The 24,240-nt window shown below is 68.6% G+C and carries 21 protein-coding genes; 5 read left to right on the forward strand and 16 right to left on the reverse strand.

What is annotated here, in order from left to right; genetic code table 11:
• Positions 1 to 8: 8 nt before the first annotated feature.
• From lpxA to HLA95_RS17050, 15 genes are all read right to left on the reverse strand, one after another.
• Positions 9 to 812 carry an acyl-ACP--UDP-N-acetylglucosamine O-acyltransferase gene (lpxA, locus tag HLA95_RS16980; RefSeq protein ID WP_191060748.1) on the reverse strand — a complete coding sequence of 268 codons (804 nt, stop codon included), beginning with the start codon at positions 810 to 812 and terminating at the stop codon, positions 9 to 11.
• Positions 805 to 1,296 (reverse strand): 3-hydroxyacyl-ACP dehydratase FabZ, encoded by a 492-nt coding sequence (gene fabZ, locus HLA95_RS16985; protein WP_223861617.1) that lies wholly within the window; start codon positions 1,294 to 1,296, stop codon positions 805 to 807. The genes lpxA and fabZ overlap by 8 nt, the downstream gene beginning before the upstream one ends.
• Positions 1,293 to 2,336, reverse strand: coding sequence for a UDP-3-O-(3-hydroxymyristoyl)glucosamine N-acyltransferase (gene lpxD, locus HLA95_RS16990; RefSeq protein WP_191060747.1), 1,044 nt, complete (start codon positions 2,334 to 2,336; stop codon positions 1,293 to 1,295). Before lpxD ends, fabZ begins: the two co-directional genes overlap by 4 nt.
• Positions 2,337 to 2,342: 6 nt before the next feature.
• Positions 2,343 to 2,984: an OmpH/Skp family outer membrane protein gene (locus HLA95_RS16995; protein ID WP_222183953.1), complete on the reverse strand. Its 642-nt coding sequence runs from the start codon at positions 2,982 to 2,984 to the stop codon at positions 2,343 to 2,345.
• A 55-nt stretch (positions 2,985 to 3,039) separates the two neighbouring features.
• A complete protein-coding gene (gene bamA, locus HLA95_RS17000; RefSeq protein ID WP_223861638.1) occupies positions 3,040 to 5,313 on the reverse strand; it encodes an outer membrane protein assembly factor BamA in 2,274 nt (757 codons plus the stop codon).
• A 79-nt stretch (positions 5,314 to 5,392) separates the two neighbouring features.
• Entirely contained in the window at positions 5,393 to 6,508 is a 1,116-nt protein-coding gene (gene rseP / locus HLA95_RS17005; protein WP_191061011.1) for an RIP metalloprotease RseP, read from the reverse strand.
• Positions 6,505 to 7,686 (reverse strand): 1-deoxy-D-xylulose-5-phosphate reductoisomerase, encoded by a 1,182-nt coding sequence (locus HLA95_RS17010; RefSeq protein WP_222183955.1) that lies wholly within the window; start codon positions 7,684 to 7,686, stop codon positions 6,505 to 6,507. The genes rseP and HLA95_RS17010 overlap by 4 nt, the downstream gene beginning before the upstream one ends.
• Positions 7,683 to 8,507 (reverse strand): phosphatidate cytidylyltransferase, encoded by an 825-nt coding sequence (locus HLA95_RS17015; protein WP_191060052.1) that lies wholly within the window; start codon positions 8,505 to 8,507, stop codon positions 7,683 to 7,685. The genes HLA95_RS17010 and HLA95_RS17015 overlap by 4 nt, the downstream gene beginning before the upstream one ends.
• A gap of 5 nt (positions 8,508 to 8,512) precedes the next feature.
• Positions 8,513 to 9,262: an undecaprenyl pyrophosphate synthase gene (gene uppS, locus HLA95_RS17020; RefSeq protein WP_370467495.1), complete on the reverse strand. Its 750-nt coding sequence runs from the start codon at positions 9,260 to 9,262 to the stop codon at positions 8,513 to 8,515.
• 26 nt (positions 9,263 to 9,288) lie between these two features.
• The gene (gene frr, locus HLA95_RS17025) at positions 9,289 to 9,852 is read right to left on the reverse strand and encodes a ribosome recycling factor (RefSeq protein WP_191060050.1); all 564 of its coding nucleotides are present in this window, start codon (positions 9,850 to 9,852) and stop codon (positions 9,289 to 9,291) included.
• A 1-nt stretch (position 9,853) separates the two neighbouring features.
• Positions 9,854 to 10,615, reverse strand: a complete 762-nt coding sequence (gene pyrH, locus HLA95_RS17030; RefSeq protein ID WP_191060049.1) for a UMP kinase — start codon at positions 10,613 to 10,615, stop codon at positions 9,854 to 9,856.
• A gap of 58 nt (positions 10,616 to 10,673) precedes the next feature.
• On the reverse strand, positions 10,674 to 11,600 hold the full coding sequence (tsf, locus tag HLA95_RS17035) for a translation elongation factor Ts (protein ID WP_191060048.1): 927 nt from the start codon (positions 11,598 to 11,600) through the stop codon (positions 10,674 to 10,676).
• 39 nt (positions 11,601 to 11,639) lie between these two features.
• Positions 11,640 to 12,584: a 30S ribosomal protein S2 gene (gene rpsB / locus HLA95_RS17040; RefSeq protein WP_191060047.1), complete on the reverse strand. Its 945-nt coding sequence runs from the start codon at positions 12,582 to 12,584 to the stop codon at positions 11,640 to 11,642.
• A 173-nt stretch (positions 12,585 to 12,757) separates the two neighbouring features.
• A complete protein-coding gene (locus tag HLA95_RS17045) occupies positions 12,758 to 13,312 on the reverse strand; it encodes a hypothetical protein (protein WP_191060046.1) in 555 nt (184 codons plus the stop codon).
• A 121-nt stretch (positions 13,313 to 13,433) separates the two neighbouring features.
• Entirely contained in the window at positions 13,434 to 14,339 is a 906-nt protein-coding gene (locus HLA95_RS17050; protein ID WP_306422332.1) for a DMT family transporter, read from the reverse strand.
• A gap of 70 nt (positions 14,340 to 14,409) precedes the next feature.
• Here HLA95_RS17050 and mtgA point away from each other — a divergent pair, with 70 nt between their 5' ends.
• Both mtgA and HLA95_RS17060 read left to right on the forward strand, forming a co-directional pair.
• Positions 14,410 to 15,210: a monofunctional biosynthetic peptidoglycan transglycosylase gene (mtgA, locus tag HLA95_RS17055; RefSeq protein ID WP_322100143.1), complete on the forward strand. Its 801-nt coding sequence runs from the start codon at positions 14,410 to 14,412 to the stop codon at positions 15,208 to 15,210.
• Entirely contained in the window at positions 15,198 to 15,713 is a 516-nt protein-coding gene (locus HLA95_RS17060) for a thermonuclease family protein (RefSeq protein ID WP_191062300.1), read from the forward strand. The genes mtgA and HLA95_RS17060 overlap by 13 nt, the downstream gene beginning before the upstream one ends.
• Here the strand turns inward: HLA95_RS17060 and HLA95_RS17065 are convergent.
• Complete coding sequence (locus tag HLA95_RS17065; protein ID WP_222183959.1) at positions 15,702 to 16,766, reverse strand: methyltransferase; 1,065 nt, start codon at positions 16,764 to 16,766, stop codon at positions 15,702 to 15,704. The two genes, HLA95_RS17060 and HLA95_RS17065, sit on opposite strands and share 12 nt — an antisense overlap.
• A gap of 175 nt (positions 16,767 to 16,941) precedes the next feature.
• On the opposite strand from HLA95_RS17065, the gene HLA95_RS17070 reads away from it, so the two are divergent.
• The 3 genes from HLA95_RS17070 to HLA95_RS17080 all read left to right on the forward strand — a co-directional run bounded on the left by HLA95_RS17070 (position 16,942) and on the right by HLA95_RS17080 (position 24,215).
• Positions 16,942 to 18,054, forward strand: a complete 1,113-nt coding sequence (locus HLA95_RS17070) for a metallophosphoesterase (protein ID WP_191058368.1) — start codon at positions 16,942 to 16,944, stop codon at positions 18,052 to 18,054.
• A gap of 588 nt (positions 18,055 to 18,642) precedes the next feature.
• A complete protein-coding gene (locus HLA95_RS17075) occupies positions 18,643 to 19,989 on the forward strand; it encodes a diaminobutyrate--2-oxoglutarate transaminase family protein (RefSeq protein ID WP_191058371.1) in 1,347 nt (448 codons plus the stop codon).
• 32 nt (positions 19,990 to 20,021) lie between these two features.
• Entirely contained in the window at positions 20,022 to 24,215 is a 4,194-nt protein-coding gene (locus HLA95_RS17080) for a Pls/PosA family non-ribosomal peptide synthetase (RefSeq protein WP_191058367.1), read from the forward strand.
• The last annotated feature ends 25 nt before the right edge of the window (positions 24,216 to 24,240 follow it).

Here is a 24,240-nt window from a genome sequence, read left to right on the forward strand (position 1 = left end):
CCTCCTGGTCAGACCAGCCGGTCGCCGGCCCGCGGGTGGCAGAGGTCGCGCGCGGACGAGCTCTTCACGAACTCGACCACCTCCATCACCCGGGGCTGGTCCGCGAACACTTCCGCCACCTCGTTCAGCCGGTCGGCAAAGGGACCCTCGCCCTCGAAGAGGGTGCGGTACGCATTGCGCATCTGCCGGATCTCCTCGCGGCTGACCCCGCGCCGCTTCATGCCGACATTGTTCAGTCCGACCAGATGCGCGCGGTTGCCGATCACCAGCCCGTAGGGGATCACGTCGTTCTCGACCCCGGACAGCCCCCCCAGCATGGCATACTGGCCGATCCGCACGAACTGGTGGATCGCGCACAAGCCGCCGAGGAAGGCATAGTCCCCGACCGTGACATGGCCGCCCAGCGTCGCGTTGTTGGCCATGACCACGCCGTTGCCGACGATGCAGTCATGCGCGATGTGGATGCTGGCCATCAGCAGGCACTCCGCACCCACCACGGTCGCCATTCGCCCGCCCTCGGTGCCGGGATGGATCGTCACATGCTCGCGGATCCAGCAGCGCGGGCCGATCGTGATGGTGGACGGCTCGCCCTTGTAGCGCAGGTGCTGGGGCGGCTGGCCGATGCAGGCGAACGGGTGGATGCGCGTGCCCTCACCCACCGTGGTGTGCCCGTCGATCACGACGTGGGCCACCAGCCGGCAGCCGTTTTCCAGCCGCACGTTCGGGCCGATGATGCAGAACGGGCCGATCTCGACATCCGTGCCGATCTCGGCCTTGCCGTCGACGATGGCGGTGGGATGGATGCTACTCACCGCCGCGGGTCCCGGTCATCACCTTGGCGGAGAAGGTGCACTCGGTGGCGAGCTGGTCGCCGACCCAGGCATTGCCGCGGAACTTGTAGATCATCAGCTTGCTGCGCTCGAGCACGACCTCGAGCTTGAGCTGGTCGCCCGGGCGGACCGGGCGGCGGAACTTCACGTCGTCGACCGTGGAGAAGTAGACGGTGGTGCCCTCGAACTCCGGCCCCAGCGACGCCACCACCAGCACGGCTGCGGCCTGCGCCAGGGCCTCGATCACCAGCACACCCGGCATGATCGGGTCGGTCGGGAAATGGCCCTGGAAGAACGGCTCGTTGAAGGTGACGTTCTTGATGCCGACCGCGCGCTTGAACGCCTCGATCTCGGTCACCCCGTCCACCATCAGCATCGGGTAACGGTGCGGGATCCGCTTGAGGATCCCGGCATAGTCGATGTCGGGCAGCGGCGTGCCTTGCTCGAAGCGACCCTGCTGGCTCACCGCGCGTCTCCCTTCTTCTTCCTTTTCCCGAGCATCCGGATCGACGCAACTTGCCGGCGCCACTCGGTGATCGGCACCGCCGGCGCGCCGCCATAGATCGAATCGGCCGGAAGGTCGTCGGTCACGGCGCCCCTGGCGGCCAACTGCACCCGCGGCCCCAGGACGAGGTGGCCGGCCACGCCCGACTGCGCCGCCAGCACGCAATGATCGCCGATCGTCGCACTGCCCGAAAGGCCGGACTGCGCCACGATGATGCAATGCGCGCCGATCCGCACGTTGTGCGCGATCATGACCAGATTGTCGATCTTGCTGCCTCGGCCGATCACCGTGTCCGAACCGCTGCCCCGGTCGATGGTGGTGTTGGCGCCGATCTCGACATCGTCCTCGATCACGACCCGGCCGAGCTGCGGCACCTTGTGGTGGGACGCCCCCATGGCGAAGCCGAACCCGTCCTGGCCGATCCTGACACCGGGATGGATCAGCACCCGCTCGCCTACCAGGCAGTGGGACAGGCTGGCCCCGGCACCGATTCGGCTGCCGGCACCGATCCGCACGTTGCGGCCGACCACGGCGGCAGGCTCGATCCGCACGCCGTCGCCCAGCTCGGCACCGGGCTGAACCACCGCACCCGGGGCGATCTGCACACCCCGGCCGAGCTTCGCGTCCGGGGCGACATGCGCACCGGCCTCGATCCTCCCCTCGCCCAGGGGCGCTGCGCCCGGCACCTCGTCCGGGTAGAAGGCGGCGGCGATGATCGCCATGGCGAGCTGCGGGTCGCGCACCAGCACCCGCGCCTTGCCGGCGGGCACGCGCTCGGTCATGGCCGGCTTGCAGACCACGGCACCGGCGGCCGTCGCCGCCAGGTCCGCCAGGTAGCGACGGTTGTCGAAGAAGGCGAGGTCCGCCGGCCCGGCTGCCGCCAGGCTCGCCACGTCCTGGATCATGAGGTCGGGATCACCGACCAGCTCGGCCTGAACCAGCCCGGCGAGCTGGCCCAGCCGGAACGGGCCGGAGCGGTTGAAGAAGCGAGGATCAGCCATGGCCGGCTATTGCTGCGGCTGCTGTTGCGCCGGCTCCGCCGGCAGCGCGTCGGCCACCTTCACGTCGGGCAGGAGCTGGTCGAGGAGCTGGAGCACGTCCTGGGTGATGTCGATTCTGGGTGAGAACACCAGGACGGTGGAGGATGGCACGACGAGGTTGAAGCCCTTCTCCTCGGCCAGCTGCGACACGACCTCGATAATCGCCTCGCGCACATCGTTCAGGGCAACGGCGGTCACCTCGTCGAGCTGGCGACGTCGCTCCTGGACGTTCTTCTGGACCTCGGCGACCTCCTGCTCGAACTCGCGGCGCTTGGTGCCGAAGGCCTCGGGCGAGAGCACGGTGCGCTGCTTGACCAGTGCCTGGTCCTGCTCGCGCAGCTCCTGCTCCTGCTTGGAGATCTCCTCCTGGTAGGCCTTGCGCCGGACTTCCACCTGGTCGCGGATGCTGCCGGCGGCCTTCGAATCACGCAGGATCTTCTGGTAGTCGATGATGCCCACCACGGCGGCAGGCAGCGTCTCCGAGGCGCCCGCGACCGTGGATGGCAGCGGCTGGGCCGCCGGCGGCGGCTGCTGCTGTGCGGCGGCGGGCAGCACGACGCCCATCGCCAGCACGGCGGCGAGTGCCGCCACCCGTCCGACCGTCGTCATGCCGGCGCGCGCCGCCTTGTTGCAAGATGTGACCGGCAAGCCCGTTGCCCTCCAATCAGAACCGCGTACCGAACGAGACCCGGAACTCCTCGGTCTGGTCGTAGTCTTCCTTGGCGAACGGCAGCGCGAAATCAACCGCCAATGGGCCCAGCGGCGAGATCCAGGAGATGCCGAAGCCCGCCGAGGCACGCAGCGAGCCGGAATCCTCGAGGCCTGGCCCACTCGCGTCGATGTCGGTGAGCGTGCCGGCCTGGGCGAAGCCGCGGCCATAGATGCGCAGCTCGTCGGGCAGGCCCAGCGGGAACCGCATCTCGGCCGTGCCGACATAATAGACGTTGCCGCCCAGCGAGTCGTCGAAGATCACGTCGCGCGGGCCGATGCCGGCGAACTCGAAGCCGCGGAAATTGGAGCCGCCGATGAAGAACCGGTCGGAGAGGTGCACGTCCTCGCCACCGAAGCCGAAGATGTAGCCGCCGGACGCTCCCAGGTTCAGCACCACGTCGGGCAGCAGCGAGTAGTACCAGTCGGCCCGGAGCTCCTGCTTGAACCACTGGTTGTCGCCGCCCAGGCCGGCCAGGTCCATGTCGTAGCGGAACAGGATGCCCTCGTTCGGCAGGAACCGGTCGTCGCGGGTGTCGTAGGTGAAGGTCTGGCCGATGATCGACGAGGTCCGGTCGCCCTCCTCGTCGCGGATATAGGGCGAGGAGTCTTCCTCGACGTCGAAGATCTTGTCGTTGCGCAGGGTGTAGCGCACGCCGTGCCGCCAGTTCTCCGTGAGCGGGTAGTTGGCGCGGATCGTGCCGCCGATGTTGCGCTCGTCGAACGACGACTCGTCCTGGTAGTCGGTCTCGCGCGAGAACAGGTCGAAGCCCACCGCCAGGTCGCGGTCCATGAAATAGGGCTCGGTGAAGCCCAGGCCGATGTCCTGGCGGCGGCCGGAGAAGGTGAACTGCGCGTCCAGGTCCTGGCCACGGCCCAGCAGGTTGCGCTCGCGCAGCCGGATGTCGCCCAAGACGCCGTCCGAGGTCGAGTAGCCGGCGCCGAAGGACAGTTCGCCCGTGGAGCGCTCCACCACGTCGACCCCGATCACTATCTTGTCGGGCGCGCTGCCCTGGGTGGTGACCATCTCCACCCGGTCGAAGAAGCCCAGCGCGCGGATGCGCTGCTCGGAGCGGCGCAGCAGGTCGGCGTTGAATGCGTCGCCCTCGGCCAGGCGGAACTCGCGGCGGATCACCCGGTCGAGCGTGCGCACGTTGCCGCGCACGTCGATGCGCTCGACATAGACCCTGGGCCCCTCGTCGATCGCGAAGTTGACCGACACGGTCCGGTTCTCTTCGTCGATCCGCTGGATCGGATTGACCCGGGTGAACGCGTAGCCCAGCACGGAGAGCCGGTCGGTCAGGTCGTCGATCGTCCGCTCGATCTCGCTGCTGTCATAGGTGTCGCCGGCCGTCGGGATGAGCAGCGCCCGCAGCTCCTCGGCCTGCACGTCACGGACATTGCTGGTGACCTCGATGTCGCCGAACTGGAACAGCTCGCCTTCGTCGACCGTGAAGGTGATGAAGAAGTTGCGCCCATCCGGCGACAGCTCGGCCACCGCGGAGCGGACCTCGAACTGGGCATAGCCGCGACTGGTGTAGTAGCGGCGCAGCAGCTCCTGGTCGTAGGCCAGCCGGTCCGGGTCGTAGGTGTCGTCGTTGGTGAAGAAGCGGTACCAGGCGCTCTCCTTGGTCTGGATCGCGCCGCGCAGGGCCGAATCGGAGAAGTGCTCGTTGCCGATGAAGCTGATGCCGCCGACCTTGGTGAGCGGCCCTTCCTTGATCTCGAACACGAGATCGACGCGGTTCTGGTCGAGCTCGATGATCTTGGGCTCGACCGCGGCGCCGAAGCGGCCGGCACTGCGATAGATGTCCAGGATGCGGGTCACCGCCGCCTGCACTCGGGCCCGGGTGAACACGGTGCGGGGGGCGAGCTGGATTTCCTGGTTGAGGATGTCGTCGGTGACCCGGTCGTTACCCTCGAAGGCCACCCTATTGATGATCGGGTTCTCGACCACGGTCACCACCAGGGTCTGGCCGTCGCGCTCGACCCGGACGTCGTCGAACAGGCCGGTGGCGAACAGGGTCTTGAGCGATTCGTCGATCTTGGCGTCGGTCAGCGTGTCGCCCGACTGTACCGAGAGATAGTTCTCGATGGTCGCGCGCTCGATCCGCTCGTTGCCGCGCACCACGATGTCGGTGAGGGTCACCGTTTCCTGCTGCTGCGCCCATGCCGCAGGTGTGGCGGCGACGCCGGTCACGAGGGAGGTCGACAGCCACAGCGCGGTCAAGGTCCGGCGCGACGCCCGGCTTATCAGCATATGCCCACCCCAGCGGCCCACCGCGTCCGAGCGGGCGAACACGCCTCGATCAGGAAACCCACCCTTTGAGGAACTCGATGACCTTTAGGTTCACCAAATCGTTCCAAGTGGCGAATACCATGAGGGAAAGCACCATGGCCAGTCCGAAACGGAACGCCATCTCCTGGGCCCGCTCGGCCAGCGGGCGGCCGCGGATCGCCTCCGCCGCGTACATGACGAGGTGACCGCCGTCGAGCATCGGGATCGGGAACAGGTTGATCAGGCCGAGATTGATCGACAGCACCGCGGTGAACCAGATCGCCGGGACCAGGCCGTCCTGGGAGATCTCGCCGGACATCTGCGCGATCCGGATCGGCCCGCCCAGCTCCTGGGTGCCGCGCGAGCCGACGATCATCTCCCATAAGCCCGCCAGCGTGCCGGTGATCATCCTCCAGGTCTCGGTCACCGCCTCGACCGGTGCAGACAGGATCGAGCTGCGGCGGAACTCGATGCCGCTGCTGCCGATGCCGATCCGGCCGATGCGATGCTCGTTGCCGAACCGGTCGGTGAGCTCGGTGAGCTCCGGGACCAGCGGCAGGGTCAGCTCGTCGCCGCCGCGCAGCAAGGTCACCTCGACCGTCTCGCCCGGGCGCGGCGCCACCAGGCCCTGGAGCTGCTCGAAGCTCTCCACCGACGTGCCGTCGACCGCGGTGATCCGGTCGCCCGGCAGGATGCCGGCCACCGCGGCCGGGCTGCTCTCGACCACCTGGCCCACCACGGGCGGCGTGAACGGCCGGCCGCTCACCACGAACAGCAAGGTCAGCGCCAGGATCGCGAACACGAAGTTGGCGGCAGGCCCGGCGAACACGATCGCCGCCCGCTGGCCCACGGTCTTGGCCGGGAACGCGGTCCGGTCGGCGGCGAGCGTCTGGTCACTGCGAGCACTGGCGGCATCCAGGTCGCCATGCATCTTGACGTAGCCGCCCAGCGGGATCGCGCTGAACTTCCAGCGGGTGCCGTACCGGTCGGTCCAGCCCAGCAGTTCCGGACCGAAACCCACCGAGAACACGTCGACCCGCACGCCGCAGGCGCGCGCCACCCGGAAATGGCCGTATTCGTGCACGAACACGACCACCGTCAGGATGATCAGGAACGGCACGATGTACTGAAAGAGCGTGCCGATCATGGTGTCAGCTCCGAAACGGGACGATGCGATCGCTCCGCCACCTTCTGCCAGGCCGCCCGGCGGGCTGCCTGATCGATGGCGAAGACCGATTCGAGGTCATCCGGCGCGATTCGCCCGTCCTCCGCCAGCACCTCCTCGATCACCGCGACGATGTCGAGAAAGCCGATGCGTCGGTCCAGGAAGGCCGCGACCGCGACCTCGTCGGCGGCATTGAGAATGGTAGGTGCGGCCCCGCCTGCCCGCAAGCAGGCCCTGGCGAGCGGGAGTGCCGGGAAGCGCACATGGTCGGGCTCGGCGAAGGTCAGGCTGCCGAGGGCCGCCAGGTCCAGCCGCGGCACCGAGCAGGGCAGCCGCTCGGGATGGCCCAGGCAGTAGGCGATCGGCACGCGCATGTCCGAGCATCCCAGCTGCGCCAGCACCGAGCCGTCGCAGAAGTGGACCATGCCGTGCACCACCGACTGCGGATGCACCAGCACGTCCAGCCGCTCGTCCGGCAGGTCGAAGAGCTGGTGCGCCTCGATCAGCTCCAGCCCCTTGTTGATCATGGTGGCGCTGTCGATCGTGATCCTGGGCCCCATCCGCCAGTTGGGATGGCGCAGCGCCGCCTCCGGCGTGGCCAGCCGCATCTCGGCCAGCTCCGCACAGCGGAACGGGCCGCCGGACGCGGTGATGGTCAGCTTCTCCACGTCCTTGCCCTCGCTGCCGGCGAGCGCCTGGAACAGGGCGTTGTGCTCCGAGTCCAGGGGCAGGAGGCGGGCCCGGTGGCGGCTGACCGCCGCCTTGAACAGCGGCCCCGCCGCGACCAGGCATTCCTTATTGGCCAGGGCGACCGTCGCTCCCCGGCACACGGCAGCCAGGCTGGGTGGGAGGCCGGCGATGCCGACGATCCCCGCGACCACCCGCTCGGCCGGCAGCTCGGCCGCGGCCACCAGGGCCGCCGGCCCGGCTGCCACGGCCAAGCCCGTGCCGGACAGCCGCTCCTTCAGCGCCGCGTAGCAGCCAGGGTCGCCGATCACGGTGAGTTCCGGCCGATAGCGCAGCGCCAGCTCCGCCAGCTCGTCGACCCGGGTCTGGGCGGTCAGTGCCACGATCCGGAAGCGCTGGGGATGCTCGTCCACCAAGGCCAGCGTGCTCGTGCCGATCGACCCGGTAGCCCCCAGGACCGTGAGGCTGGTCATGTCAGGACGTCCGGCCCCAGCAGATGGACGAACAGGGCCGTCACCGGAGCGGCGAACAGCACGGCATCCAGCCGGTCGAGCGCCCCGCCATGACCCGGGATCAGGTTGCCGCTGTCTTTCAGGCCGGCCACCCGCTTCAGCCTTGATTCGAACAGGTCGCCCGCCTGCCCCGCCACCGACACGAACAGGGCGGCCAGGGCGGCGATCCCGGGCGTGCCATGGGTACCCAGCGCCACGAGCGCGCCTGCCAGCACGCCGCCCACCGCCCCGCCGACGCAGCCGGACCAGGTCTTGCCCGGGCTGATCGAGGGCGCCACCTTCGGCCCGCCCAGGGTGCGCCCGACCAGATAGGCCATCGTGTCGGTGGTCCAGATCACCGCGAACATCCAGAGCACGATGGAAAAGCCCTGCGGCTCGACCAGGCGCAGGTCGATGATCACGAGGCAGGGCACCGCGATGTAGAGGGCGCCGAAGCCCGCCCGGTTGCCGTCGGTGCGGCCGAACAGGGCGCGCAGGAACACCGTGCCCAACGCCACCAGACCAGCCAGCGCCAGCCCCTCGGATAGCCCGCCGCGGTAGAGCCCGACCAGGCCCAGCACCATCGCCCCTGCCGTGGCCAGGACCGCCCATTCGTTCAGGCCGGTACGGCCGCGCAGCCGGGCGACAATCCGGCCATACTCGTAGGCCATGCAGGCGACGGCGGCCACCACCAGCAGGTCGAACGCCCAGCCGCCGGTCCAAAGCCCGGCCAGCGCCAGGACGATCAGCACCAGGCCGGAGCTGAGCCGCTTGTAGAAGGCAGGGTCGAACTCACGGGCCACGCCGGTCAGCCGACCACCTGGGCACTGCTGGACGCGCCGAAGCGGCGGTCGCGGCGCGCGAACTCGTCGAGCGCTGCCCGGAAATGGGCTTCGTCGAAATCAGGCCAGGCGACGTCCTGGAACACGATCTCGGTATAGGCCAGCTGCCACAGGAGGAAGTTGCTGATCCGCTGCTCGCCGGAGGTGCGGATCAACAGGTCGGGGTCGGGGATCTCGGCGGTGGCCAGGTGCCTGGTGATCAGCGCCTCGTCGATGGCATCGGCGTCCAGATGCCCGGCCTTGGCGGCGTCGACCAGCTGGCGCACCGCCTGGGTGATCTCCCAGCGGGCGCCATAGTTCAGGGCCAGGACCAGGTCGAGCCGGGCATTGCCGGCGGTCAGCGCCTCCGCCTCGTCCAGCATCAGCCGGATGTCGTCGGCCAGCCTGGAGCGGTCGCCGATCACCCGGACCCGCACGCCCTCCTTGTGCAGCTCGGTCAGCTCCTTGCGCAGGTAGAAGCGCAGGAGGTTCATGAGCTCGTTGACCTCCATCGCCGGCCGCCGCCAGTTTTCCGAGCTGAAGGCGAACAGGGTGAGGTAGCGCACCCCTTCCTTCACCGCAGCACGGATGGCACGGCGCACCGAATCGGCGCCGCGGCGATGGCCCATCACGCCGGGCATGCCGCGCGCCCGGGCCCAGCGACGATTGCCGTCCATGATGATGGCGACATGGACCGGGGGCGACGAAGCCGGGCCCGGCAGAGAGGACGGTAGAATGGACAAACGCGTCGGCCCCCAGGTACTCAGACCTGCATGATGTCCTTTTCTTTCTGCGCAAGCATCTGGCCGACCATCTCGATGTGCTTGTCGGTCAGCTTCTGGATATCGTCCGAATGCTTGGCCTGCTCATCCTGGGAGATGTGACTGTCTTTTTCCAGTTTCTTGAGCTGGTCCATACCGTCGCGGCGCACGTTGCGGATCGCGACCCGGGTGCTCTCCGCGTACTTCTGGGCGAGCTTGACCAGTTCCTGGCGACGCTCGCGCGACATCTCGGGCAGCGGCAGGCGCATGACCTGGCCTTCCACCTGGGGGTTCAGGCCCAGGTTCGCGGACCGGATCGCCTTCTCCACCGCCTTGGCGAGGCCGCGGTCCCACACCTGGACCTGGAGCATCCGCGCATCGGCCACGGTGATCGTCGCGCACTGGTTGAGCGGCATCTCCTGGCCATAGGCCTCGACCACCACCGGCTCCAGCATGGCCGTGGAGGCACGGCCGGCGCGCACGCCCGAGAGCTCCTTCTTCAGCGCCTCGATGGCGCCGTCCATCCGCTTGTTGACCGATTCCAGATCGAAGCTCTTCACGCTCATCCTATTCCTCCCCGCCGATCACGGTGTGCGGCCCCAGCCCCTGCACCACCTTCGCATAGGCGCCGGCCTCGCGCACCCGGAACACCACGACGGGAATACGGCTCTCACGGGCAAGGGCGATCGCCGAGGCGTCCATCACCCGCAGATCGTCCGCCAGAACCTTCTGGTAGCTCAGCCGGTCATAGCGGGTGGCGGCCGGATCCTTCTTGGGGTCGGCGGAATAGACGCCATCCACCTGGGTCCCCTTCAGGATGGCCTCGCAGTTCATCTCCGCAGCGCGCAGCGCGGCGCCGGTGTCGGTGGTGAAGAACGGGTTGCCCGTTCCGGCAGCGAACAGGACGACCCTGCCCTTCTCCAGGTGCCGGATCGCCCGGCGCCGGATATAGGGCTCGCACACCGCCGACATCGGGATCGCCGACATGACCCGGGTCGGCACGCCGGCCCGCTCAATGAAGGCCTGCACCGCCAGCGCGTTGATGACCGTGCCGAGCATGCCCATGTAGTCGGCGCTCGCCCGGTCGATGCCGGAGCCGGCGAGGCTGGCGCCGCGCACGATGTTGCCGCCACCGATCACCAGGCATTGCTGCACGCCCAGCGCCTGGACGGCCGCGACATCGTTCGCCAGCCGCTCCAGCACCTTGCGGTCGTGCCCGGAGGCCTGCTCGCCGAGCAGGGCCTCGCCGGACATCTTCATCAGGACCCGGCGCCAGCGCGGCGCCAGGCCCACGGATGTGCTGCCGGAAGTGACGCTATCCTCGCTCATCGCGTCGCCGCTCCCTTCCGCCGACATCCGCCGACCATGCTCGTCACCAATCGCCGGGTCAGACGCCGGCGAGCTTCGCCACCTCGGCGGCCAGGTCGTCGGTCGGGCCCTTGTCGATACCCTCGCCGACCTGCATCCGCACGAACGACGACAGCGTCACCGCCGCCCCGGCGTCCTTGCCCGCCTGGGCGACCACGTCCTTCACCCGCTTGTCCGTGTCCACCACGAACACCTGCTCCAGGAGGACGACCTCCTCGTAGAACTTGCGGATACGGCCGTCGACCATCTTCTCGATGATGTTGGCGGGCTTGCCGGAGGCAGCCGCCTGCTCGGAGAAGATCTTGCGCTCGCGCGCCACCAGGTCCGGGTCGAGCGCGTCGGCCGAGACCGCCTGCGGGCTGGTCGCGGCGACGTGCATCGCGATCTGCTTGCCGATCTCGGCGAGCTTTGCCTTGTCGCCGGTGGAGGAGAGCCCCACCAGCACGCCGATCTTGCCCAGGCCCGGCGCCTGCTGGCCGTGCATGTAGCCGGCCACCACGCCGTCCTCGACCTCGACCAGCGAGGTGCGGCGCAGCGTGATGTTCTCGCCGATCACCGCGATCGCGTTGGTGATCTCGTCCGCGACGGTGCGGCCGGACGCGGTGGTCAGGCCCTTGAGCTTCTCGACGTCGCCGCCGGCCTGCAGCGCCAGGGTCGTGATCTCCTGGACCAGCGCCTGGAACTGCTCGTTGCGCGACACGAAGTCGGTCTCGGCGTTGACCTCGACCAGCGCACCGCGGTTGCCCTCGGTGGCGACACCCACCAGCCCGTCAGCCGCAGTGCGGCCGGACTTCTTGGCGGCCGCGGCCAGCCCCTTCTTGCGCAGCCAGTCGACGGCTTCCTCGTAGTTGCCGTCGGTGGCCTCCAGCGCCTTCTTGCAGTCCATCATGCCGGCACCCGTCTGCTCGCGGAGCTGCTTGACGAGGGCGGCGGAAATCTGAGCCATGATATCTAGATCCTGAACGGTGGGCAGTGGCTTGGCGGATCAGCCCGCCGCCGCCTCTTCCTTGGCCGGCTCGGTGCCGGTGGTCGCCTGGGAGCCGTCGGGCGCCTGCTCGGAGATCGCCGCCGGGTTGCCCATGGCCGCAGCCGGATCCTCGGTGGTGGCGATCGGCTCGATCTCGCGCTGCTCCGGCATCTCCGGCTCGGCCACCGAGGGGCTGGCCTCGATCGGCTCGATCTCGCCCAGCGTCTCCTCGGCCAGATCGACCGCCTCGCCGATATCGGTGCCCGACGCGGTCAGGTCGGCGGTGATGCCGTCCAGCACAGCGGCGACGATCAGGTCGAGATAGAGGTTGATCGCCCGCGCCGCGTCGTCGTTGCCCGGGATCGGGAAGCGGACCACGTTCGGGTTGCTGTTGCTGTCGCAGATCGCCACGACCGGAATGCCGAGCTTGTTGGCCTCGGCGATCGCGATCTCTTCCTTGTTGGTGTCGATCACGAAGATCAGGTCGGGCAAGCCGCCCATGTCCTTGATCCCGCCCAGCGAACGCTCGAGATTGTCGCGCTCGCGGCCGAGGTTCAGGAACTCCTTCTTGGTCAGGTGGCCCTGGCCACCCTCGACCCGCGCCTCGATCTCGCGCAGCCGCTTGATCGACTGGCTGATCGTCTTCCAGTTGGTGAGCGTGCCGCCCAGCCAGCGATGGTTGACGAAATACTGGCCACAGCGCCGTGCGGCATCGGCGACCGGGCCCTGGGCCTGGCGCTTGGTGCCGACGAACAGCACGCGGCCACGGCCGGCCACCACGTCGCGGATGGTGCGCAGAGCGCGGTCCAGCTGCGGCACCGTCTGGGTCAGGTCCAGGATGTGGATGCCGTTGCGCACGCCGAAGATGTACGGCGCCATCGCCGGGTTCCAGCGACGGGTCTGATGGCCGAAATGCACGCCGGCTTCCAGCAGCTGGCGCATGGTGAAGGTCGGGAAGGTCATGATCCTAGGATCCTCGGGTCGGTTCTTAACCTCCGCGGGCGGAAACGCCGGGCGAACCCGACGCACCGAAGGAGGGCGTGCCAACAGGGCACGACGACGCCCGCGTGCGAGATGGCCGGGCTTGTACACGGCAGCCGGCCACGGCGCAAGCACGCGCGGCCCCCATGGCGGGCTCAGTCGGAACTCAATCCCGGCCCCGGCCGCCCGGCCAGCGCCCGGTTCCTGGCCGCCTCGACCGCCAGCGCGAAGCCCTGGGCCAGCCCCAGCGCCTCAGCCATGATCACTTCCGACAGGCCGTCGGCCGGGCCGCTCAGCACCGAGCTGTCGCGCCAGACCAGCAGGTTGGACCGGGCCAGGCGGTCCCCCTCACCCGGGACGCGGTAGGTCAGCAGATGCTCGGCATCCAGCTCCAGCACCACAATGCAGCCGCCGGCCTCGGTCACATGGCCGAAGGCACCGATGGTCAGGAACGCCCGCAGCTCCGGGTCACTGCCGTCGGCCGGCTCGATCAGCCCGAACCCGCTGCCCGCAAGCGCCTCGCCCACCGCGGTGCGCGCGGCATCCTCCTGCGCCCAGCATTCCGTTCCGATCCGGTTGTCGGTCACGACCGAGACCTCGGTGAGGGCAGCCAGGACCGGCCAGCCATCGGCGGCAAACCCGGCTGCCGGGTCGGCGCGGGCCGGCCAGGCCAGGGCCATCAGCACGAGCATCGCCAGCCGCATCGCCATGACCTTGCTCCGGTGGCCCCTTCGAGGGTCTGATTCTCTCGGGCTGGCAGAAGGACTTCAACCTTAATCGGTCACAGCGTCGCCCGATCTCTACTTTCCGGAAATATCCCGCCCCCTCCGGTCAGCTACCCGCCGGCTGGCCGGCCTGCGTTGCCACGCGGCTCGCCCGCTCGCTGGTCCACAGCGTGACGAACACGCCCGAGCCGACGATCACCAGGATCCCAGCCCAGGTCCACGCATCCGGCAGGTCACCGAACAGGAGCCAGCCGAGCGCCACCGTGCTGACGATCTCGAAATAGCCCAGCGGCGCCAGCACGCTGGCCGGCGCCTGCTCGTAGGCGCGCAGCAGGAGGAGGTGGCCCACCGCCGCGATCGTGCCGATCGCGGCGAAGCCCAGCCAGTCCAGCCAGCCGAGCGGCTGCCAGACGAAGGGTGCGATCGGCGTCATCAGGACGGCACCGACCAGGGCGCAGAAGAACAGCGACTGGAGATGGGGCGCGAGACCCGCCAGCTTGCGGGTCAGGATGATGTAGACCGAGAAGACGAAGGCGGTGGAGAACGCCAGGAGCGAGGCCGGCTGGAACACCGCGGCACCCGGCCGGATGATCAGCAGCGCGCCGCCCAGGCCGATCAGTGCCGCCAGGATCTTCGCCCCGCTCAACTGCTCGCCCAGCAGGGCCGGGGCGATCAGGGTCACGATCAGCGGGTAGACGAAGGCCAGCGCCAGCGTCTCGGCCATGGTCAGGTGCATGAGGGCGGTGAAGAACAGTAGGGTCGCGGCCAGCAGGCAGGCGCCGCGCACGACCTGCAGCCAGAAGCGCGGCGGGGTCAGCACCCGCCAGCCGAAGCGGGGCAGCACGATCGGGATCAGCACCAGCATGTTGAAGGCGTATCGGCCCCAGGTCAGGTGCAGGGGATGGAATCGTTCGCCCATGAGCTTGGCGATCCCGTCCAGGACCGGCAGGATCGTGAACGCGAGCAGCACCAATCCAATTCCGAGAAGCGCGCCCTTGTCCGGCCTTGCCAACGTCGTCCCTCCGATCTTCCGCAGCCGGCACGGCTGGCCGCGCCACCGCTAGCCCGTCGCCATGGCAAAGGTGAAGCGCAATCCGCCGCAGGCCACGCGCAGCCGAGGCAAGCGTGCCGGCAAGGCCGTCAAGCCGCCCCTGCCCCCGCCTCCCCCGCCGCCGCCTCGGCAGGTGGCCTGGCTCTCGGGTGCCGGCGGGCGGTTCGGCAAGGCACTGCGCTGGGCGGGCCTGGCCCTGCTCCTGGTGGTGTTCCTGCCGGCACCGCTGCTCCTGGTCGGCCGGTTCGTGCCGACCTGGTACACGCCCCTGATGGTCCTGCGCCTGGCCGAGGGCGAGGGGCTGCACCGCCAGTGGACGCCCTTGGAGGGGCTGCCGGTCCCGCTGCGCAGCATGGCGCTGGCCTCGGAGGACCAGCTCTTCTGCAGCCATGGCGGGTTCGACTGGAAGGCCCTGGAGCGCCAGATCCAGCGGGTCCAGGCGGGCGAGACCGCCCGTGGCGCCTCCACGATCAGCCAGCAGACCGCCAAGAACCTGTTCCTGTGGGACGGGCGAAGCTGGCTGCGCAAGGGGCTGGAGGCCTGGTACACGGTGCAGCTCGAGTTCCTCTGGCCGAAGCGGCGGATCATCGAGGTCTATCTCAACATCGCCGAGATGGGGCCAGGCGTGTATGGCGCGGCCGCCGCGGCCCGGCACTGGTTCGGCAAGGATCTCGCCGCCATGTCACGTCTGGAGCTGGCGCGGCTCATCGCGATCCTGCCGGCCCCGCGAAGCTGGCGCGCCGAGCCGGCATCCGCGAACCTGCAGGCGCGTGCCCGACGGATCGATGCGCGGGCCAGAGCACTGGGAGAGCTCGACGCATGCGTGCGCTGACCCTCGTCCTCGCGATCCTCCTGGTGATCGGCCCCCGCCCCAAGCCGATCGACGCCGCCACCCCGCAGCGCCTGGAAGGGCTGGCACTGGTCAACGAGGACGGCAGCCTGTCGATCGGCGGCACCCAGGTGCGGCTGGCCGGCATTATGATCCCCCGGCTCGGTACGCTCTGCATCGAGGACTATCGCGGTACCAGCTGCTCGGACTTCAACGTCCGCCGCCGCCTGGAGCGCAAGATCAGCGGCTTCGTCCATTGCGACCTGTACGGCCGGGGCCCCGATGGCGTGGCCCAGGGCATCTGCACCGTGGAAGGCCGCAACCGCTTCCGCCCGCGCCAGGACCTGGGCGCTTGGCTGGTGGCGCAGGGCCTGGCCATGGCGCTGCGCACCGCCCCGGCCGAATACGAGGCCCTGCAGCAGGTGGCCAAGGCCAATCGCGCCGGGATCTGGTCGGGCTCGCTCATGCCGCAGATCGACGACTGGGGCGACGATTCACGCTTCTGAAGGGGGCTTGCTGGCCAGGATGATGCTGCTGCCGGTCGGCAACATGACTCGCCGCACGTCCCGGCAGCCGGCCCCGGCCAGCCAGGCCGCGTGCTCGGCCTCGGTATAGGCGGCCCCCGCCGGGTAGAGGTTCATGAGCGTCAGGTCCAGGAGCAGCGCCGAGGGCGGCCCCCGCCGGTCGTCGTCGAGGATGCCGCCGCCAATGATCACGACCGTGCCGCCCGGGCGCACTGCGGCGGCGGCATGGCGGATCGCCAGACCCGCCTCTTCCGGCCCCAGCACCTGCACCAGGGCGCGCAGGACGGCCAGGTCGTAGCTGCCGGGCGGCGGGCCGGCCAGGATGTCACCGGCCAGGATCGTCACCCGCTCGCCACCCGGTGTCCCCTGGAGCAGGCCGCTTGCCAGCCTGGCGTTCCTGGGCAGCTCCAGCAGGGTGGCATGCCGCCCCGGCTCCATGGCGCACAAGGCGGCCGCCAGCCCGCCCGAGCCGCCGCCGACGTCGATCAGGCTCCGCACACCCGACAGGTCGATGCGGCCGGCCAGATCCCGGCCGGCCGCCACCGCCAGCGGGTGCATGCCGCGCAGCATCGCCAGCATCGCCTCGTCGGACGCTTCCGCGAAGTCGTGCATCGCGGCCGGCTGGCCGGACCGGATCGACCGGGCGGTGTGCAGGTCGGCATGCCAGAGCTGGGCCAGCAGTTCCTGCCCACCCAGGTGACCGGGCCGCCCCTCGACCAGGAAGGCCGCCGCCTCGGCCGTGTTGCGGAACCGGCCATCCGCCTCGTCGAGAAGGCCGGTGGCCACCAGCGCGCGGAGCAGGCGGGCCAACCGCCCCGGGTCCACCTCCAGTGCCGCGGCAAGCTCCCGGGCGGTAGCCGGGCCCGCATCCAGCCGGGTGAAGACGCGCAGCTGCATGCCGGCCAGGAGCGCCATGGCCGGGGCAACCCCGGCCTGCAGGCGCCGGATCGTGTCCGGCTGCACCGGTGCCGACCCGGTATCCGGCCCCTGCCCCGCCGTGCTGCTGCCCGTACCTGTCGCTGAATCCGCCGTCATCGCCTGGTCGCCCTCGTTATCGCCATGGACAGAAAGCCGGCACGACCGGGAATGCCGCGCCACTGCCGCACTCTTCCAGCATGAGCGTCGGTCCGCCAGCCGATGGTATTACTGTCGGCCATTGTGATAAGCCGTTCCTGGACAGGTCGCTGCGGCGCATGGGAGGTGCCGGCGGATGGGCGCGGACCGGACGCTGTTGGCTCGGCGCGGGATGCTGGCAGGGCTGGCCGGCGTCCCTTTCCTGCTCCGCGGTAGCCCGGCTGCCCAGGCCCAGCCGATTCCGCCCACCGACGTCACCTTCCTGTTCTCCAATGACGTCCATACCTGCCGCATGGGCAACGGCCTGAGCCCGAACTGCGCGGAGGAGGGCAAGACCGACGAAAACCTGCTCCGGCACGTCCGCGCGCTGAACCGGGTGGCCGAACTGCACTGGCCGGAGACGATCCGCGGTGCCGCGACCAGGCTTGCCAGTGCCGGGGAACCGATCGCCCCGCCGCTGGGCCTGGTGCTGGGCGGCGATCTCACCGATGACGGCGGCGGCCAGACCGCCCTGCCCGAGGAAGGCAGCCAGCTCGTCCAGTTCTCCGAACGCTACCGGCAGGGCGAGGGCGACGGGCGGGTGCACATGCCGGTCTATCTGGGCCTGGGCAACCACGACCTGGACCAGGACGGCCATCCGCCGGACATCGACTGGTACCGGCGAGAGCTGCGCGACTATGTCGAGGTGAACCACCGCAGCGGCCTGTTCTTCCACCCGACCGTCCCGGTGCCGAACTACCATGTCGAGTCCGACAGCTATTCCTGGGACTGGGGCGGCCTGCACCTGGTCCAGTGCCAGCGCTTTGCCGGCGACACGGGCAAGGGTGCGGTCAGCGGCCTGGACTGGCTGAAGGCGGATCTTGCCGCCCATGCCGGCGATGGCCGGCCGGTCATCCTGTTCCAGCACTATGGCTGGAACAGCTTCTCCACCGAGCACTGGGATCCGGCCCGCACTACCTTCGATGCCGAGGGCGCCGGCCCGGCGCACTGGTGGACCGAGGCCGAGCGCGATGCGCTGCTGGACGCGATCTGGGGCCACAACGTGATCGGCATCTTCCACGGCCACCAGCACGAGGCGGCCCTGATCTACCGGGCTGGCCAGCTCGACCTGTTCAAGCCCAAGGCCGCCTATCTCGGCGGCTTCGCCGTGGTGCGCGTCACCGACCAGGCCATGGACGTGGTGCTGTGCGAGGCAGCGGCCGACGGCTCGGTGGTCTTCGACCAGGCATTCAGCAAGACGCTCGGGTGAGGCAGCCACTGGCTGCCGCGCCCACGCCCAGAACGTGACCGATTGCGATCTCCCGCCGGCTCCGGAAGCGCATATACCGCCTCCGGAAAATAACCAACTTATGGTTGTTGAATATCTGGAAACGCCCGCAACGGGCTGGAAAACTACGAGAATCGCTGGGAACGATATAACCAAAGTAATAGTTAAGCATCATAAAACTCTGGTGACGCTTCATTCAGAAACTGCTATTGGTTGCTGATCCTATGTTTCCATTAATGATTAATACCTAGAGTATAGCCCCAATGGGATAATGAACGAGCAGCACAGCAGGATGCTGGCTCACCTACGCGGACTGATGATTCCGTGAGGCAGTGGGCTTGGCCCGGATCCTTAAGAGCCAGCATCTATCACAGTACTGATCGAGCGGATGGCACGGGTGAGCGTCCTTGCATGCCGATAGTGCTGCGTTTCGCGTCCCATCACGCCTGCGCGTTGCAAGTGCCCCCGCGGATCCTCGGGCAGGCATGCGCTTCGGCCGCGGCCAACCAATCGGGAGATCAGGAGATGGCGAGCATCGAGGACATTGGCAATCTCGACACGCTTGGCCGGATGGGCGCCATCCGGCAGCTCCCGGGCCCGCGTTCCAGCGAGCTGCTGCGGCGCCAGGCCCGCTGGGAATCGAACGCCCGCACCTATCCCAGGCGGCTGCCGATCGCGATCGCCCGAGCGTCGGGGAGTTTTGTCCAAGACCTGGACGGCAACGTGTTCATCGACTTCCTCACCGGTGCCGGTGTCCTGTCGCTGGGCCACAGCCATCCGGAACTGGTCGAGGTGGTAGCGAAACAGCTCGAGCTGCACGCGCATGGTCTGGATTTTCCGACACCGGCCAAGGATGCATTCGTCCAGGCCCAGCTCAGCATGCTGCCGGACAGCATGCGGGACCGGATGAAGCTGCATTTTTGCGGTCCCGCCGGAGCGAATGCGGTCGATGCCGCCATCAAGCTGTGCAAGACCGCGACCAGGCGGGGCGAGATCGTCTCCTTCCAGGGCGGCTTCCACGGCAGCAGCCACATGGCCATGGCGCTCACCGGGCTGGTGGAACAGAAGGCGCCGGTGCCCAACGGGGTGCCCGGCGTCCATTTCTTTCCCTATTCCTATTGCAGCCGCTGCCCGATGGGGACCGGGCCGGAAAGCTGCGCGGTCAACTGTGCCACCTACCTGGAACTGGCGCTCCAGGATCCCAATGGCGGCATCCCGCTCCCGGCCGCGATCATGCTCGAGCTGGTGCAGGGCGAAGGCGGCGTCATCCCGGCGCGGCCGGAATTCGTGCAGCGGATCGCGCGGGTCGCCCGGCAACTGCAGATCCCGCTGATCGTGGACGAGGTCCAGACCGGCTGCGGCCGGACCGGGACCTGGTTCGCCTTCGAGCAGTACGGGATCGAGCCCGACGTGATCGTGGCCTCCAAGGCGCTGAGCGGGATCGGCATGCCGGTCGCGATCATCATGTACCACGAGCGGCTGGACTGCTGGGGGCCCGGTGCCCACACTGGCACGTTCCGCGGCAACCAGCTCGCCTTCGCCGCCGGGGCCGAGGCGGTCCGGATCGTGCTGCGCGACGGCATCCTGGACAATGTCCGCCAGCGCGGCGCCCAGATCGACCACCGGCTCTCCAGGCTGCAGGGCCTGCCATGGGTGCGGGAGGTGCGGGGCATGGGCCTGATGTGGGGTGTGGAGCTCGCCGACCCGCGAGACGGCAGCCCTGCCGGCGCCCTGGCGCGCGAGGTGCAGGCGGACTGCCTGCGGCGGGGCCTGATCGTGGAGTGCGGCGGCCGTGACGATTGCGTCGTCCGCATGCTGCCGCCCCTCAACGTGACCGAGAAAGTGATCGACGCCGCCTGCTCGATCCTGGTCACCGCCATCACCGCGGCGACCGCCGACACCGCCGCCGTGGCCTAGCCGACCTTCGCACCACGAGCGGGAGCGCGATCATGCTGGAGATTCCCGGCGCGCTGGCGCGCGCCCAGGATGTCGAGCTGCCGGAGCCGGCAGCCCCTCCGAACCCGGCGAGGCCACCATGCATCCTGGTGGATGCCGGAGTGCGCCACGAGCCTCGCTGGCGCCCGGGCGAACGCCTGCATCATCTGTTCGAGGCGACCTGCGACCGGCTGCAGGCGGCCGGGCAGGCCGGCCGCCCGGCGGTCGATGCCGGTGACGTCGTGGTCACCTACGGCGATCTCGATGCCCGCGCCAACCGGCTGGCCCGCTACCTCCGCGCCCAATGCGCGCAGCCCGGCGACCGGATCGGCCTGATGTTCGACCAGGCGGTGCCGGCCTATGTCGCCATGCTCGCCGTGCTCAAGATCAACGCCGTGTACGTGCCGCTGGACGCCGGCTTCCCGGCCGACCGGCTGTCCTACATCGTCGAGGATGCCGGGGTGCGGTGCCTGCTGTCGCTGGCGCCGCTGCGCGACCGCCTCGCCCATCTTCCCGTGGCGCTGATCTGCCTCGACGAGGCGGAGGCCGCGATTGCCCCCCTGCCGGCGCACCGGCTGACGGCGACCGAGGCCGGGGAGCCGGCCGGCGAGCTCTGCTACGTGATCTATACCTCGGGCTCCACCGGCCGCCCCAAGGGCGTGGCGATCTCCCAGGCGGCCATCTGCAACTTCGTCCGTGTCGCCGCCGAGACCTACGGCATCCAGCCGGAGGACCGGGTCTACCAGGGCATGACGATCGCCTTCGACTTCTCGGTCGAGGAGATCTGGGTGGCCTGGATCGTCGGCGCGACCCTGGTGCCGAAGCCCCCCGGCCCCAACCTGCTGGGCCAGGACCTCTGGGAGTTCCTCGACGCTCAGGCCGTCACCGCGCTGTGCTGCGTCCCGACCGTGCTGGCGACGCTGGACCAGGACCTGCCCGGCCTGCGCTTCCTGCTGGTCTCCGGCGAGGCCTGCCCGCAGGAGCTGATCGCCCGCTGGCACCGGCCGGGCCGCCGCTTCCTCAATGTCTACGGCCCCACCGAAGCCACCGTCACCGCCACCTGGTCGGTGGTCGATCCCGGCAAGCCCGTCACCATCGGATCGCCCCTGCCCACCTACAGCGTGGTCATCCTCGATCCGGCCGAGCCCAGGGCATTGCCGCTCGGCGAGACCGGCGAGATCGGCATCGCCGGGATCGGGCTGGCCGACGGCTACCTCAACCGCGACGATCTCACCGACCGCGCCTTCATTCCGGACGACATCGGGATCCCGCACAATCCCGGCGGCCGGATCTACCGGACCGGCGATCTCGGTCGGATCAACGCGGATGGCGCCATCGAGTATCACGGCCGCATCGACACGCAGATCAAGATTCGCGGCTACCGCATCGAGCTGACCGAGATCGAATCCGCCCTGCTCCAGGTCGAGGGCATCGCCCAGGCTGTCGTCGCCACCGTCGAGCCGGAGCCGGGCCTGGTGGAGCTGGCCGGCTACTACACGCTGCAGAACGACGTGCCCGCCCTCGACCACGGCCGGGTCTTCACCGAGCTGCGCCAGAGCCTGCCCCGCTACATGGTGCCGAGCTTCCTCGAGCAGCTCGATTCCATCCCGATGCTCGCCGGCGGCAAGGCCGACCGCAAACGCCTGCCACGGCCCAAGGGACCGCGCAGCCTCGCCACCCAGCGTCCGGGCACCGCGCCGGCCACTCCCATGGAGACGGCCCTGGCCGACCTGCTGGCCCAGGCGCTGCATCTGGGCCAGTTCTCCGTCGACCATCACTTCTTCGATGAACTCGGCGCCAACTCCCTGCTGATGGCGCAGTTCTGCGCGCGGGTACGGGAACGGCCCGACCTGCCGTCCGTGGCGATGAAGGACATCTACCTGCACCCGACGGTCAGGGAGCTGGCCGCAGTCCTGGAGCAGCGGGCGCCCGTCACCCCGATGCGCAGGAAGGAGGAGCCGGCACCGGTTGTCGGAACCGGCCGCTACCTGCTGTGCGGCACGCTGCAGCTCCTCTTCCTCCTGGGCGCGTCCTTCCTCGGCATGATCGTAGCGATCAACGGCTATGAGTGGATCTCGGCGGCCGATGGCTGGGCCGATCTCTACCTCCGCGCCGCATTGTTCGGCGACACGCTCTTTCTCGCCATGTGCCTGCTCCCCATCATGGTGAAATGGAGCCTGATCGGTCGCTGGCAGCGAGGCGAGATCCCGATCTGGAGCCTCGGCTACCTGCGCTTCTGGATCGTCAGGACGATGATCCGGACCAGCCCCATGGCGATGTTCCCGGGCTCCCCACTCTACGTCCTCTATCTCCGGGCACTGGGCGCCAGGATCGGCAAGAACGTCGTGATCCTGTCGCAGAACGTCCCGGTCTGCACCGACCTGCTCTCGATCGGCGACGGCACCATCATCCGCAAGGATACGTTCTTCAACGGCTACCGCGCCCATGCCGGCCGGATCCAGATCGGCCGGGTCAGCCTCGGCAGGGGCGTGTTCGTGGGCGAGCATTCGGTGATCGACATCGACAGCTCGATGGGCGACCAGACCCAGCTCGGCCATGCCTCGTCCCTGCATCCCGGCCAGTCTGTGCCGGACGGTGAGCGCTGGCACGGCTGCCCGGCCCGGCCAGCCGAGGTGGACTACCAGCGGGTGACGCTGGCCGAGTGCAGCGCACTGCGGCGGGTTGGCTATGGCACAGTGCAGTTGCTGGTCGTCCTGAGCGTGTCGGCCCCCTTAGGCGTCGCCGGTCTGACCATGCTGCTCGACCATCTGCCCCTGCTCGAGAGCGTCCGTGCTCAGGAGATGTCCAGCTATGACAGCTGGTCCTTCTATGGCAGCTGGCTCCTCGTCTCGTTCGCCGGTTTCTTCGGCGCGGTGCTCGGCGGCCTGATCGTCGTAGGCACCGTCCCTCGCCTGCTGACCCTGCTGCTCACGCCCGGCAAGGTCTATCCCCTCTTTGGCATTCATTTCGTCATTCAGCGGCTGATTCAGCAGATCAGCAACCAAAAGTTCTATACGGAACTGTTCGGAGACAGTTCCTACATCGTCCACTACCTGCGCCTGATCGGCTATGATCTCTCCACGGTCGAGCAGACCGGCACCAATTTCGGGACTGAGGTGAAGCAGGAGATCCCCGGCCTGTGCGCGGTCGGGCAGGGCACGATGGTCTCGGACGGTCTATCGATCCTCAATGCCGACTATTCCAGCAGTTCGTTCCGCGTCTCGCCTGTTTCGCTCGGTGCCCACAGCTTCCTCGGCAACGACGTTGTCTATCCCGCCGGTGGCCGTACGGGCGACAATTGCCTGCTCGGTACCAAGGTCCTGATCCCGCTCGACGGCCCCGTGCGGGAAGGCGTCGGGCTCCTGGGATCACCCTGCTTCGAGATACCGCGCTCGGTCACGCGCGATCATCGGTTCGACCACCTCAAGGCTGCGGACGAACTGCCTCGCCGCCTTCGCGCCAAGAATCGCTACAACATCGCGACCATGGCAGTCTTCCTGCTCGTACGCTGGCTTCACGTCTACGGAGTGACCCTAATTTCGGTCATCGGCCTCGACCTGTACTTCTCGTATGGGGCAGCACCACTAGGATTGGTGCCCTGTGCGTTCCTCTTGTTCAGTATCGCCTATTTTGCGCTGATAGAACGTGCTTCCACAGGCTTTCGAGGACTGGCGCCACGATTCTGTTCGATTTACGAGCCATACTTCTGGTGGCACGAGCGCTACTGGAAGCTGCTCATGCCACCCTTCGCCATGGAGCCGTTCAACGGCACGCCATTCAAGATCCTGATCTGGCGTCTGTTGGGAGTCCAGATGGGCAAGCGGGTACTCGACGAAGGCGCCGGCATTCCCGAGGGGACACTACTGGCTGTTGGTGACGACTGCGTGATCAATGTTGGCACCACGATTCAAGGCCACTCTCTGGAAGATGGCACCTTCAAGTCGAATCGCATCATGATCGGCTCCGGCTGTACCATCGGGGTCGGCGGATTTGTCCACTACGGCGTCACCATGGAGGATGGTGCCGTGCTGGACGCAGGCTCCTTCCTCATGAAGGGCGAGGTGGTGGCATCAGGCTCGACCTGGCTGGGCAATCCGGCCCGGGAAGTCGTCGATGCCGCACAAGTTCCCGAGGCTTGCGGCGCTGCGCCGGACCCTCGCCCGGCGAACTCAGTCGCGCCTGCCCATCCGACGCAGCGTGCAGCTTAGCCCGCCATCAACTACTAGTGTTCGT

This window comes from Geminicoccus harenae, from assembly GCF_019800005.1.
GTDB classification, from domain to species: Bacteria; Pseudomonadota; Alphaproteobacteria; order Geminicoccales; family Geminicoccaceae; genus Geminicoccus; species Geminicoccus harenae.

What these genes read in the sequence shown, in the direction of transcription:
- lpxD (WP_191060747.1), bottom strand. Translation starts at nt 2,336, where the DNA reads ATGGCTGATCCTCGCTTCTTCAACCGCTCCGGCCCGTTCCGGCTGGGC.
- HLA95_RS16995 (WP_222183953.1), bottom strand. Translation starts at nt 2,984, where the DNA reads ATGACGACGGTCGGACGGGTGGCGGCACTCGCCGCCGTGCTGGCGATG.
- rseP (WP_191061011.1), bottom strand. Translation starts at nt 6,508, where the DNA reads ATGATCGGCACGCTCTTTCAGTACATCGTGCCGTTCCTGATCATCCTG.
- HLA95_RS17010 (WP_222183955.1), bottom strand. Translation starts at nt 7,686, where the DNA reads ATGACCAGCCTCACGGTCCTGGGGGCTACCGGGTCGATCGGCACGAGC.
- frr (WP_191060050.1), bottom strand. Translation starts at nt 9,852, where the DNA reads ATGAGCGTGAAGAGCTTCGATCTGGAATCGGTCAACAAGCGGATGGAC.
- pyrH (WP_191060049.1), bottom strand. Translation starts at nt 10,615, where the DNA reads ATGAGCGAGGATAGCGTCACTTCCGGCAGCACATCCGTGGGCCTGGCG.
- tsf (WP_191060048.1), bottom strand. Translation starts at nt 11,600, where the DNA reads ATGGCTCAGATTTCCGCCGCCCTCGTCAAGCAGCTCCGCGAGCAGACG.
- rpsB (WP_191060047.1), bottom strand. Translation starts at nt 12,584, where the DNA reads ATGACCTTCCCGACCTTCACCATGCGCCAGCTGCTGGAAGCCGGCGTG.
- HLA95_RS17045 (WP_191060046.1), bottom strand. Translation starts at nt 13,312, where the DNA reads ATGGCGATGCGGCTGGCGATGCTCGTGCTGATGGCCCTGGCCTGGCCG.
- HLA95_RS17060 (WP_191062300.1), top strand. Translation starts at nt 15,198, where the DNA reads ATGCGTGCGCTGACCCTCGTCCTCGCGATCCTCCTGGTGATCGGCCCC.
- HLA95_RS17065 (WP_222183959.1), bottom strand. Translation starts at nt 16,766, where the DNA reads ATGACGGCGGATTCAGCGACAGGTACGGGCAGCAGCACGGCGGGGCAG.
- HLA95_RS17070 (WP_191058368.1), top strand. Translation starts at nt 16,942, where the DNA reads ATGGGCGCGGACCGGACGCTGTTGGCTCGGCGCGGGATGCTGGCAGGG.
- HLA95_RS17075 (WP_191058371.1), top strand. Translation starts at nt 18,643, where the DNA reads ATGGGCGCCATCCGGCAGCTCCCGGGCCCGCGTTCCAGCGAGCTGCTG.
- HLA95_RS17080 (WP_191058367.1), top strand. Translation starts at nt 20,022, where the DNA reads ATGCTGGAGATTCCCGGCGCGCTGGCGCGCGCCCAGGATGTCGAGCTG.